10 protein-coding genes are annotated in these 12103 nt (G+C 61.3%); 9 read left to right on the forward strand and 1 reads right to left on the reverse strand.

Translation table 11 applies throughout. From position 1 onward, the window contains the following. Positions 1 to 6: 6 nt before the first annotated feature. The 9 genes from murD (at position 7) to lpxC (ending at position 10459) form a co-directional block, all read left to right on the forward strand. Positions 7 to 1353: a UDP-N-acetylmuramoyl-L-alanine--D-glutamate ligase gene (murD, locus tag ACUN0G_RS18430; protein WP_445573966.1), complete on the forward strand. Its 1347-nt coding sequence runs from the start codon at positions 7 to 9 to the stop codon at positions 1351 to 1353. After that, the gene (gene ftsW, locus ACUN0G_RS18435) at positions 1350 to 2573 is read left to right on the forward strand and encodes a putative lipid II flippase FtsW (RefSeq protein WP_010170479.1); all 1224 of its coding nucleotides are present in this window, start codon (positions 1350 to 1352) and stop codon (positions 2571 to 2573) included. Before murD ends, ftsW begins: the two co-directional genes overlap by 4 nt. Further along, a complete protein-coding gene (gene murG, locus ACUN0G_RS18440) occupies positions 2563 to 3633 on the forward strand; it encodes an undecaprenyldiphospho-muramoylpentapeptide beta-N-acetylglucosaminyltransferase (RefSeq protein WP_421523728.1) in 1071 nt (356 codons plus the stop codon). The genes ftsW and murG overlap by 11 nt, the downstream gene beginning before the upstream one ends. Continuing rightward, entirely contained in the window at positions 3626 to 5071 is a 1446-nt protein-coding gene (gene murC / locus ACUN0G_RS18445) for a UDP-N-acetylmuramate--L-alanine ligase (RefSeq protein WP_258347876.1), read from the forward strand. Before murG ends, murC begins: the two co-directional genes overlap by 8 nt. After that, positions 5068 to 6024, forward strand: coding sequence for a D-alanine--D-alanine ligase (locus ACUN0G_RS18450; RefSeq protein ID WP_076014383.1), 957 nt, complete (start codon positions 5068 to 5070; stop codon positions 6022 to 6024). The genes murC and ACUN0G_RS18450 overlap by 4 nt, the downstream gene beginning before the upstream one ends. Positions 6025 to 6028: 4 nt before the next feature. Beyond that, positions 6029 to 6895: a cell division protein FtsQ/DivIB gene (locus ACUN0G_RS18455; RefSeq protein WP_029615882.1), complete on the forward strand. Its 867-nt coding sequence runs from the start codon at positions 6029 to 6031 to the stop codon at positions 6893 to 6895. 15 nt (positions 6896 to 6910) lie between these two features. Continuing rightward, positions 6911 to 8173, forward strand: a complete 1263-nt coding sequence (ftsA, locus tag ACUN0G_RS18460) for a cell division protein FtsA (protein WP_003216224.1) — start codon at positions 6911 to 6913, stop codon at positions 8171 to 8173. Positions 8174 to 8238: 65 nt separating this feature from the next. Beyond that, entirely contained in the window at positions 8239 to 9435 is a 1197-nt protein-coding gene (gene ftsZ / locus ACUN0G_RS18465) for a cell division protein FtsZ (RefSeq protein ID WP_003216225.1), read from the forward strand. A 112-nt stretch (positions 9436 to 9547) separates the two neighbouring features. Continuing rightward, positions 9548 to 10459: a UDP-3-O-acyl-N-acetylglucosamine deacetylase gene (gene lpxC / locus ACUN0G_RS18470; protein WP_003216227.1), complete on the forward strand. Its 912-nt coding sequence runs from the start codon at positions 9548 to 9550 to the stop codon at positions 10457 to 10459. A 103-nt stretch (positions 10460 to 10562) separates the two neighbouring features. Here lpxC and ACUN0G_RS18475 read toward each other — a convergent pair whose 3' ends face one another. Further along, on the reverse strand, positions 10563 to 12068 hold the full coding sequence (locus tag ACUN0G_RS18475; protein ID WP_445573967.1) for a diguanylate cyclase: 1506 nt from the start codon (positions 12066 to 12068) through the stop codon (positions 10563 to 10565). Between the last annotated feature and the right edge of the window lie 35 nt (positions 12069 to 12103).

Raw genomic sequence — 12103 nt, forward strand, 5'->3', positions numbered from 1 at the left:
AAACGAGTGTCCCTGATCGCTTCAGACCACTTCCGCATCGTTGTCGGCCTCGGCAAGAGCGGCATGTCCCTGGTTCGCTTCCTGGCGAACCGGGGCACGTCGTTTGCCGTGGCCGATACGCGGGAAAATCCACCGGAGCTGGTCACGCTGCGCCGTGACTACCCGCACGTGGAAGTGCGTTGTGGCGAGCTGGATGTCGAGTTTCTGTGCCGTGCCGATGAGCTCTACGTGAGCCCCGGCCTGGCCCTGGCGACCCCGGCCCTGCAAGCGGCGGCGGCCCGTGGGGTGAAGTTGTCCGGCGATATCGAGCTGTTCGCGCGTAACGCGAAGGCGCCGATCGTGGCTATCAGTGGTTCCAATGCAAAAAGCACCGTCACCACCCTGGTGGGCGAGATGGCGGCTGCGGCCGGCAAGCGCGTGGCCGTGGGCGGCAACCTCGGTACGCCGGCGCTGGACCTGCTCAACGACGACGTCGAGCTGTACGTGATGGAGCTGTCGAGCTTCCAGCTGGAAACCACCGACCAGCTCAACGCCGAAGTGGCCACCGTGCTCAACGTCAGCGAAGACCACATGGACCGCTACAGCGGCCTGCCGGCCTATCACCTGGCCAAGCACCGGATCTTCCGGGGCGCGCGGCAAGTGGTGGTGAACCGTCAGGATTCCCTGAGCCGTCCGCTGATCGGCGAAGGTCTGCCGTGCTGGACCTTCGGCCTGAACAAACCCGACTTCAAGGCTTTCGGCCTTCGGGAAGAGAACGGCGAGAAATACCTGGCCTTCGAATTCCAGAACCTGATGCCGGTGCGCGAACTGAAAATCCGTGGCGCCCACAACCAGGCCAATGCCCTGGCGGCGCTGGCACTCGGTCACGCGGTCGGCTTGCCGTTCGACGCCATGCTCTCGGCCCTGCGTAGCTTTGCCGGGCTTGAGCATCGCTGCCAGTGGGTTCGCGAGCTGGATGGCGTTGGCTATTACAACGATTCCAAGGCCACCAACGTCGGTGCGGCACTTGCTGCCATCGAAGGTTTGGGTGCCGACATTCAAGGCAAGGTCGTGCTGATCGCCGGTGGCGACGGCAAGGGTGCCGACTTCAAGGACCTTAAAGGCCCGGTCGCTGCCAACTGCCGCGCCGTGGTGTTGATGGGCCGTGATTCCGGCTTGATCGCCGATGCCCTGGGCGACGCCGTACCGCAGGTGCGCGCGCAGTCCCTGGATGACGCCATCGCTCAATCCAAAGCCCTGGCCCAGCCGGGTGACGTGGTGCTGCTGTCGCCTGCCTGCGCGAGTTTCGACATGTTCAAGAACTACGAAGAGCGCGGCCAGCTGTTCGCCCGCGCCGTGGAGGCCTTGGCATGAGTATCAATTTGCGCAACATCATCAAGCCGTACCCGTCGCCGATCATCACCGGGCGCGGTATCGACCTGGACTTCCCGATGCTTGCCGGTTGCCTCGCGCTGCTGGGCCTGGGCCTGGTAATGATTACCTCGGCGTCCTCGGAAGTAGCCGCCGTGCAATCGGGCAACACCCTGTACATGATGATCCGTCACCTGGTGTACCTGGTGATCGGTCTCGGTGCCTGCATCGTCACCATGATGATCCCGATTGCCACCTGGCAGCGCCTGGGTTGGCTAATGCTGGTGGGCGCGTTCGGCCTGTTGGTGATGGTGATCCTGCCCGGCATCGGGCGTGAGGTGAACGGTTCGATGCGCTGGATCGGCTTCGGTGCGTTCAACGTGCAGCCGTCGGAAATCGCCAAGGTGTTCGTGGTGATCTACCTCGCCGGTTACCTGGTGCGGCGCCAGAAAGAAGTACGCGAAAGCTGGATGGGCTTCTTCAAGCCGTTCATCGTGCTGTTGCCCATGGCCGGCCTGTTGCTGATGGAGCCGGACTTCGGTGCCACCGTCGTAATGATGGGGGCGGCGGCGGCGATGCTGTTCCTCGGTGGCGTGGGCCTGTTCCGCTTCACCTTGATGGTGGTGCTGGCGGTGGCCGCCGTGACCATTCTGGTGCAGGCGCAGCCCTACCGGATGGCGCGTCTGATTACCTTTACCGACCCATGGTCCGATCAATTCGGTTCCGGCTACCAGCTGACTCAGGCGTTGATCGCCTTCGGTCGCGGCGAGTGGCTGGGCGTGGGCCTGGGCAACAGCGTGCAGAAGCAGTTCTACCTGCCGGAAGCCCACACTGACTTCGTGTTCTCGGTACTCGCCGAAGAGCTGGGCGTGGTCGGTTCGTTGTGCACCGTCGCGCTGTTCGTATTCGTGTGTGTACGCGGCATGTACATCGGCCTGTGGGCCGAGAAAGCCAAACAGTATTTCGCCGCTTACGTAGCGTACGGCTTGTCGTTCCTGTGGATCGGCCAGTTCCTGATCAATATCGGGGTGAACGTCGGCTTGCTGCCGACCAAGGGCCTGACCTTGCCGTTCCTCAGTTACGGCGGCAGCTCGTTGGTGATTTGCTGCGCCTGTCTCGGGTTGTTGCTACGTATCGAGTGGGAGAGTCGGACCCACCTGGGCAGCGAAGAGATGGAGTTCAGCGAAAGCGACTTCGCCGAGGAGCCGAACCATGGGCGCTAACGTGCTGATCATGGCGGGCGGCACCGGTGGCCACGTGTTCCCGGCGCTGGCCTGTGCCCGCGAATTCCAGAACCGCGGCTACAGCGTGCATTGGCTCGGTACGCCCCGTGGCATCGAAAACGATCTGGTACCGAATGCCGGCTTGCCGCTGCATTTGATCAACGTCACCGGCCTGCGTGGCAAGGGCAAATTGTCCCTGCTCAAGGCGCCGTTCGTGTTGCTCAAAGCGGTGTGGCAGGCGCGCAAGGTGATCCGTGAAGTGAAGCCGGTGTGCGTGCTGGGCTTTGGTGGATACGTCACCGGCCCGGGTGGTGTCGCGGCAAAACTCGCTGGCGTGCCGGTGATCGTCCACGAGCAGAACGCCGTGGCCGGCACCGCCAACCGCCTGCTGGTGCCGTTGGCTGCCCGGGTGTGCGAGGCCTTCCCGAAGACCTTTGGTGCCACGGACAAACTGCGCACCACCGGCAACCCGGTGCGTACCGAACTGTTCATGGACATCGCCCGCCAGCCGTTGGCCGGTCGCAAGGCGCACCTGTTGATCCTGGGCGGAAGCCTGGGCGCGGAGCCCTTGAACAAATTGCTGCCTGAAGCGGTGTCGCAACTCCCTGAGGAACTGCGCCCCGAGATCTTCCATCAGGCCGGCAAAAATCACGATGAAGTGACCGCCACGCGTTATCGCGAAGCGGGTGTGGAGGCGAATGTGCAGCCCTTCATCAAAGACATGGCCCAAGCCTATGGCTGGGCCGACCTGGTGGTCTGTCGCGCAGGTGCGTTGACCGTCAGTGAACTGGCTGCCGCCGGTCTGCCGTCCTTGCTGGTGCCTTTGCCCCACGCGATCGACGATCACCAGACCCGCAACGCCGAATATTTGGCTGGGGAGGGCGCTGCCTTCCTGCTGCCGCAAAGAACGACTGGCGCCGCCGATTTGGCCGCACGCCTGACCGAGGTTTTGATGCAACCGGAACGACTGAACAGCATGGCGAGCACCGCAAGCCGCCTGGCCAAACCTGACGCAACCCGCACCGTGGTCGATATCTGCCTGGAGGTGGCCCATGGTTGAGAATCAGAAAGCCATGCCACAGCCGGAAATGCGCCGCATCCGTCGCATCCACTTCGTCGGTATCGGCGGCGTGGGCATGTGCGGGATCGCCGAAGTGTTGCTGAACCTGGGTTATCAGGTGTCCGGCTCCGACCTGAAAATGTCGCCGGTCACCGAGCGCCTGGAATCGTTTGGCGCGAAAATCTTTATCGGTCACCGCGCCGAGAACGCCGCCGAGGCCGATGTGCTGGTGGTCTCCAGTGCCGTGAACACCTCCAACCCGGAAGTGGCGACTGCCCTTGAACGCCGCATTCCCGTGGTGCCGCGCGCCGAGATGCTGGCCGAACTGATGCGCTACCGCCACGGCATTGCCGTCGCCGGTACCCACGGCAAGACCACCACCACCAGCCTGATCGCCTCGGTGTTCGCCGCCGGTGGCCTGGACCCGACGTTCGTGATCGGTGGCCGCCTGAATGCAGCCGGCACCAATGCACAGCTCGGTACCAGCCGCTACCTGATCGCTGAAGCCGATGAAAGCGATGCCAGCTTCCTGCACCTGCAACCGCTGGTGGCCGTGGTGACCAACATCGACGCCGACCACATGGCGACCTACGACGGTGACTTCAACAAACTGAAGAAAACCTTCGTCGAGTTCCTGCACAACCTGCCGTTCTACGGTTTGGCCGTGATGTGCCTGGACGATCCGGTGGTGCGCGAAATCCTGCCGCTGGTCAAGCGTCCGACCGTGACCTACGGCTTCAGCGAAGACTGCGACGTGCGCGCAATCAATGTGCGCCAGCAGGGCATGCAGACCTTCTTCACCGTGCTGCGTCCTGACCGCGAGCCGCTGGATGTCTCGGTGAACATGCCGGGCAACCACAACGTACTCAACTCCCTGGCGACCATCTGCATCGCCTCCGACGAAGGCGTCAGCGATGAAGCCATCGTCGAAGGCCTGTCGGGTTTTGCCGGCGTAGGTCGTCGCTTCCAGGTGTACGGCGAACTGCCGGTGGACGGCGGCAACGTGATGCTGGTGGACGACTACGGTCACCACCCGACCGAAGTCGCAGCGGTGATCAAGGCCGTACGCGGTGGCTGGCCGGAACGCCGCCTGGTGATGGTGTACCAGCCGCACCGCTACAGCCGTACCCGCGACCTGTACGACGATTTCGTCAATGTACTGGCGGATGCCAACGTGTTGCTGCTGATGGAAGTCTACCCGGCCGGTGAAGAGCCGATCCCGGGCGCCGACAGCCGCAAGCTGTGCAACAGCATCCGTCAACGCGGCCAACTGGACCCGATCTACATCGAACGCGGTGTGGACCTCGCGCCAATCGTCAAGCCGCTGCTGCGCGCCGGCGACATCCTGCTGTGCCAGGGTGCCGGTGATATCGGCGGCCTCGCCCCTAAATTGCTGGCAAGTCCGCTGTTTGCCGCTGCACAGGGGAAGTCGAAATGACCACTGACTACGGCTCGCTGTTCTCCACCATCCAACCTGCCGACTTCGGCCGCGTCGCGGTGCTGTTCGGTGGCAAAAGTGCTGAGCGTGAAGTGTCGCTGAAGTCCGGCAACGCCGTACTGGAAGCGCTGCAAAGCGCCGGTGTGAACGCGTTCGGCATCGACGTGGGCGATGACTTCCTGTCGCGCCTGCAGGCCGAAAAGATCGACCGCGCCTTCGTCATTCTTCACGGCCGTGGCGGTGAAGACGGCAGCATGCAAGGCCTGCTGGAATGCCTGGGCATTCCGTACACCGGCAGCGGCATCCTCGCTTCGGCGCTGGCCATGGACAAGTTGCGCACCAAACAGGTGTGGCACAGCCTGGGTATTCCGACCCCGCGTCACAGCGTGCTGTGCAGCGAAGACGATTGTATTTCTGCAGCCAAGGAACTGGGCCTGCCTTTGATCGTCAAACCAGCCCATGAAGGCTCCAGTATCGGCATGGCTAAAGTGAACTCAGCCGCCGAATTGATTGACGCATGGAAAGCGGCCAGTACCTACGATTCGCAAGTGTTGGTGGAACAGTGGATTCAAGGTCCCGAGTTCACCATCGCTACGCTGCGTGGCCAGGTATTGCCGCCTATCGCATTGGGCACGCCCCACACCTTTTATGACTACGACGCCAAGTACGTGGCTTCCGATACTCAGTACCGGATCCCGTGCGGCCTCGACGCAACCAAGGAACAGGAATTGATGGACCTCACGGCGAAAGCCTGTGAGGCGCTGGGTATCGCCGGTTGGGCGCGGGCAGACGTGATGCAGGATGACCAAGGGAATTTCTGGTTCCTTGAAGTCAACACCGCACCCGGGATGACCGATCACAGCCTGGTACCTATGGCCGCTCGTGCAGCCGGTTTGGATTTCCAGCAGTTGGTGCTGGCGATCCTGGCCGCAAGCATTGAGCCCCGAGGCTAAGACCATGAACGGCGCATCGCTTCGTCATCAGCAACCCGCTCCCGGCCGCAAGCCGGTGCCGCGTGGTGCCAGCCGAATGGTGGCTAAAGAGCCGATGTCGGCGCGCATGCCGAAAGCCAATTTTGGTTTTCTGAAGGCGCTGTTCTGGCCGGTGATTCTGGTGGCGTTGGGGTTTGGTACGTACGAAGGCGCCCAGCGTCTGTTGCCGTATGCCGACCGGCCGATCACCAAGATCAGCGTGCAGGGCGACTTGAGTTACATCAGCCAGCAAGCCGTGCAGCAGCGAATCGCCCCGTTTGTGGCGTCGAGCTTCTTCACCATCGACCTGGCAGGCATGCGTTCCGAGCTGGAACAGATGCCATGGATTGCCCACGCCGAAGTTCGTCGCGTGTGGCCGGATCAGGTAACGATCCGCCTGGAAGAACAACTGCCCGTGGCCCGTTGGGGTGATGGACAGTTGTTGAACAACCAGGGCCAGGCATTTGCGCCTCGCGAAGTGGCAAATTACGAGCACCTGCCGCAGTTGTTCGGGCCACAGCGGGCGCAGCAGCAAGTGATGCAGCAGTACCAGGCGCTGAGCCAGATGCTGCGGCCGTTGGGTTTCTCGATTGCGCGACTGGAATTGCGCGAGCGGGGCAGCTGGTTTTTGACCACGGGTGCAGGCAGTTCCGGCCCGGGCATCGAGTTGTTGCTGGGACGCGGCAACCTGGTGGAAAAGATGCGCCGTTTTATCGCCATCTATGAAAAGACCTTGAAAGAACAGATTACGAACATTGCGAGCATCGACCTGCGTTACGCCAACGGCCTTGCCGTCGGCTGGCGGGCCCCTGCGGCGCCCACGGCAGCGCAACCTGCTGTCGCGAAGAATTAAGAAGAGGCAGGACCCATGGCAAACGTGCAAAGCGGCAAAATGATCGTCGGTCTGGATATCGGCACCTCCAAGGTGGTGGCGCTGGTAGGCGAGGTCGCGGACGACGGCACGCTGGAAATCGTCGGAATCGGCACGCATCCGTCCCGGGGCCTGAAGAAGGGCGTGGTGGTGAATATTGAATCCACCGTGCAATCGATCCAGCGCGCCATCGAAGAAGCGCAGCTGATGGCCGGTTGCCGGATTCACTCGGCATTTGTCGGTGTTGCCGGCAACCACATCCGCAGCCTGAATTCCCACGGCATCGTGGCGATTCGCGACCGTGAAGTCAGCTCGGCTGACCTGGAGCGGGTACTTGACGCAGCGCAAGCCGTGGCGATCCCGGCTGACCAGCGCGTGCTGCATACGCTGCCGCAGGACTACGTGATCGACAACCAGGAAGGCGTTCGCGAGCCCCTGGGCATGTCGGGCGTACGTCTGGAAGCCAAGGTTCACGTGGTGACCTGCGCCGTCAACGCTGCACAGAACATTGAAAAATGCGTGCGCCGCTGCGGCCTGGAAATCGACGACATCATTCTCGAGCAGTTGGCTTCGGCTTACTCGGTACTGACCGACGACGAAAAAGAACTGGGCGTGTGCCTGGTGGACATCGGCGGCGGTACCACGGACATCGCGATCTTCACCGAGGGTGCGATCCGTCACACCGCCGTGATCCCGATTGCCGGTGACCAGGTGACCAACGACATCGCCATGGCGTTGCGCACCCCGACCCAGTACGCCGAAGAAATCAAGATCCGTTACGCCTGTGCCCTGGCCAAGCTGGCCGGTGCCGGTGAAACCATCAAGGTGCCGAGCGTGGGCGACCGTCCACCGCGCGAACTGTCGCGCCAAGCGTTGGCCGAAGTGGTTGAACCGCGCTACGACGAACTGTTCACCCTGATCCAGGCTGAACTGCGCCGCAGTGGCTACGAAGATTTGATCCCGGCCGGCATCGTGCTGACCGGTGGCACCTCGAAGATGGAAGGCGCGGTCGAACTGGCCGAGGAAATCTTCCACATGCCGGTGCGCCTGGGCGTGCCCCATGGCGTGAAAGGCTTGGGCGACGTGGTGCGTAACCCGATTTATTCCACCGGTGTGGGCTTGCTGTTGTACGGGCTGCAAAAGCAGACCGACGGCATTTCCCTGTCGGGCCCGAGCAACCGCGACAGCTACAGAAGCGACGACGAAGCGAAAGCACCGTTGTTCGAGCGGTTGCAGGCTTGGGTGAAAGGCAATTTCTAAAGATTTACCGCAACACCGTTTCAAGTAGTAGGCGAAAAAACTAGAGAAATGAAAGGAGAGGGAAAATGTTCGAACTCGTAGACAACATCCCCGCAAGCCCGGTCATCAAAGTGATCGGCGTCGGCGGTGGCGGCGGCAACGCTGTCAACCACATGGTCAAAAGCAACATTGAAGGCGTTGAATTCATCTGCGCCAACACTGACGCCCAGGCCCTCAAAAGCATCGGTGCACGCACCATCCTGCAATTGGGCACAGCCGTGACCAAGGGCCTGGGTGCCGGCGCGAATCCGGAAGTCGGCCGTCAAGCCGCTCTGGAAGACCGCGAGCGCATTGCCGAAGTGCTGCAAGGCACCAACATGGTGTTCATCACCACGGGCATGGGCGGTGGTACCGGTACCGGTGCTGCGCCGATCATTGCCGAAGTGGCCAAAGAAATGGGGATCCTGACGGTTGCCGTCGTGACCCGTCCGTTCCCGTTCGAAGGTCGCAAGCGCATGCAGATCGCCGATGAAGGCATCCGTCTGCTGTCCGAAAGCGTCGACTCGTTGATCACTATTCCCAACGAGAAGCTGCTGACCATCCTCGGTAAGGACGCCAGCCTGCTGTCGGCTTTCGCCAAGGCTGACGATGTACTGGCCGGTGCCGTTCGCGGTATCTCCGACATCATCAAGCGTCCGGGCATGATCAACGTCGACTTTGCCGACGTACGTACCGTGATGAGCGAAATGGGCATGGCGATGATGGGCACTGGCTGCGCCAGCGGTCCGAACCGTGCACGCGAAGCTACCGAAGCGGCCATCCGCAACCCGTTGCTGGAAGACGTGAACCTGCAAGGTGCACGCGGCATCCTGGTGAACATCACCGCCGGTCCTGACCTGTCCCTGGGTGAGTACTCCGACGTGGGTAGCATCATCGAAGCCTTCGCTTCCGAGCACGCCATGGTCAAGGTCGGTACGGTTATCGATCCAGACATGCGCGACGAACTGCACGTGACCGTTGTTGCTACCGGCCTGGGTGCAAAAATCGAGAAGCCTGTAAAGGTGATCGACAATACCGTCCATACCAGCCACGCCAGCCAGCAAGCTGCCGCTCCAGCGCCTTCGCGCCAGGAACTGCCGTCTGTGAACTATCGTGACCTGGATCGTCCGACCGTGATGCGCAACCAGGCTCAGGCCGGTGCTGCTGCATCCCGTAGCCCGAATCCGCAAGATGACCTGGACTACCTGGACATCCCGGCTTTCCTGCGTCGTCAGGCCGATTAATGGAATGTATCAGGGCTATGAAGGTGATTGGTGTTCAGCAAAGGTCTGGTCTGCTATTATCGCCAGCCTTTGTTGATACCAGTTCGCAATTTGCGCTGAAGCGGTCCAAGCCATGATTAAACAACGCACCCTGAAGAATATTATCCGTGCCACAGGTGTAGGTCTGCACTCCGGGGAGAAGGTATACCTGACCCTCAAGCCCGCACCTGTCGACACCGGCATCGTGTTTGTTCGTGCCGACCTGGACCCTGTGGTGCAGATTCCTGCTCGCGCGGAAAATGTTGGCGAAACCACGATGTCGACCACGTTGGTCAACGGTGACGTCAAAGTGGACACGGTGGAGCACTTGCTCTCGGCCATGGCCGGTCTGGGCATCGATAACGCCTACGTCGAGCTCTCCGCGTCCGAAGTCCCAATCATGGATGGCAGCGCCGGACCCTTCGTATTCTTGATTCAATCTGCCGGCCTGGAAGAACAGGACGCAGCCAAGAAGTTCATTCGCATTCTGCGGGAAGTGACAGTAGAAGACGGCGACAAGCGCGCCACCTTCGTCCCGTTCGAAGGCTTTAAAGTGAGCTTTGAGATCGATTTCGATCACCCGGTATTCCGTGACCGCACACAAAGTGCAAGCGTGGATTTTTCCAGCACTTCGTTTGTAAAAGAAGTCAGCCGCGCCCGTACCTTTGGTTTCATGAGTGACATCGAGTACCTGCGCAAGCACAACCTCGCACTCGGCGGCAGCGTTGAAAACGCCATTGTGGTCGACGCGGATGGTGTACTGAACGAAGACGGCCTTCGCTATGAAGACGAATTCGTGAAGCACAAAATTCTCGATGCAATCGGTGACCTCTACCTGCTGGGCAATAGCCTGATAGGCGAGTTCAAAGGCTTCAAGTCTGGCCACGCCCTGAACAACCAACTGCTGCGCAAGCTGATTGCACAGACAGATGCCTGGGAAGTCGTGACCTTCGAAGATGCCAGCACCGCACCGATCTCTTACATGCGTCCCGTCGCGGCGGTGTAAGTAACAACTCTCTTTCCTTTTGTTTTTAAAGGCTGCCTTCGGGTGGCCTTTTTTTTGATCGTTCCCACGCTCTGCGTGGTAACGCCTCCTGTGACGCTCCGCGTCACGGCTTTAACACGGAGGCATCAACAACGCGATTACGCCCGGTATGCTTGGCCTCATACAGCGCCTGGTCGGCGTTGAGCAGTAATTCTTCCAGCGTGGTGCGGCTGTTTTTGGTCCAGGTACTGAGGCCAATGCTGACGGTAATCGGCACCGTATCCCCGCCCACCCGTGGCAGGTGTTCGACACTGCTGCGCATATGTTCAGCAATCACGCGTGCACCCTGGCTGTCGGTGTGCGGCAGCACCACCGCAAATTCTTCCCCGCCATAGCGGGCCGCGAGGTCGGCCGGGCGGCGGATATTGCTCTCGATCACCCGCGCCACCGTGCGCAATGCCTCGTCGCCACCTTGATGGCCATGTCGGTCGTTGAACGCCTTGAAGTGGTCCACGTCAATCATCAGCACCGTCAACGGCTCGGCCGAACGCTGGGCGCGGTCCCATTCCAGGCGCAGGCGCTGGTCCAGGGTGCGGCGGTTGGCCAGGCCGGTGAGCGCATCGGTGGCTGCCAGTTCTGACAGCACCTGCTCGGCGCGATGGCGCTTGCGCAGCTCCATGCAGAGCATCCAGGTCAGCCATAACAGGCCAATGCACAAAACCCCGGTGGCCCCGCTGATCAACAGTGCCGCACGCTTCCAGGGCGCGAATATGTCATTGGTGGACAGGGCCACGACGACGACAAGCGGCAAATCCCCCACTGTTGAGAAGGTGTAGAGGCGGTCCTCCTCATCCACACTGGACGTACCACGAAAGTTGCCGTCGCGCTCTTGCAGGATGCGCGCGACGTTGGGGCGCTGACTGAGGTCCTTGTCGATCATGTCCCGTTCCAGCAACGGCTGTTGGGCCAGCAGGATGCCCTGCTGGTTGATCAGGTTGATGGTGCCGTCGTTGCCGATATTCAGGCTGCGGAACAGTTGCTGGAAATACGACAGGCGCATGGACGCCACGGCCACCCCCAGGAATCGCCCGTCGGGCCCGGAAACCCGACGGCTGAATGCGATGCGCCATTGGTCCTCACATACGCAACGCGCCATGAAGGGCCGGCTGATAAACAGGCCCAGGTCGGGGTTCTGTCGGTGAGCCTGAAAGTAATCACGGTCGGCGAAGTTGGCCACTTTAGGCGTCAGCAGCGAGGAATCGGCGATCACATCACCCTTCTTGTCCAACAGCAGGATGTCGCCCTTGTACGGCGCTGCTTCCGAACGGTCGAACAGCACCAGGTGGCGGATGCTGGCCGATACACCCGCCAAATCACTGCGTTCGGTGGCTGCGATCAGGCCCTTGATCGATAAGTCATACAGCTCGACGTTGCGCAGTACATCGGCGTCGATCAGTTGGGTGATGTTATTGGCGCTGCGCTGGGCCGCCTGCAAGCTGTTGGCGTGTTCGCGGTTCAACAACACCGCGACCACCAGCATGATCAGCAGCACCGTGACGCAACTGCCGATGATCAGCAGCAGTTCCGGGCGGTGGGTAGGACGGGGCAGGCGGGTGGTGCTTGGGCTCATCGGGCGTACTTCTGCTTCGAGGATGCCTTTAGCGT

Source organism: Pseudomonas sp. 32A (genome assembly GCF_052682255.1).

Bases quoted from the DNA above. Each gene is read 5' to 3' on its own strand.
- murC (WP_258347876.1), top strand. From the start codon at position 3,626: ATGGTTGAGAATCAGAAAGCCATGCCACAGCCGGAAATGCGCCGCATC.
- ACUN0G_RS18455 (WP_029615882.1), top strand. From the start codon at position 6,029: ATGAACGGCGCATCGCTTCGTCATCAGCAACCCGCTCCCGGCCGCAAG.
- murG (WP_421523728.1), top strand. From the start codon at position 2,563: ATGGGCGCTAACGTGCTGATCATGGCGGGCGGCACCGGTGGCCACGTG.
- ftsZ (WP_003216225.1), top strand. From the start codon at position 8,239: ATGTTCGAACTCGTAGACAACATCCCCGCAAGCCCGGTCATCAAAGTG.
- ACUN0G_RS18450 (WP_076014383.1), top strand. From the start codon at position 5,068: ATGACCACTGACTACGGCTCGCTGTTCTCCACCATCCAACCTGCCGAC.
- ftsA (WP_003216224.1), top strand. From the start codon at position 6,911: ATGGCAAACGTGCAAAGCGGCAAAATGATCGTCGGTCTGGATATCGGC.
- lpxC (WP_003216227.1), top strand. From the start codon at position 9,548: ATGATTAAACAACGCACCCTGAAGAATATTATCCGTGCCACAGGTGTA.
- ftsW (WP_010170479.1), top strand. From the start codon at position 1,350: ATGAGTATCAATTTGCGCAACATCATCAAGCCGTACCCGTCGCCGATC.
- ACUN0G_RS18475 (WP_445573967.1), bottom strand. From the start codon at position 12,068: ATGAGCCCAAGCACCACCCGCCTGCCCCGTCCTACCCACCGCCCGGAA.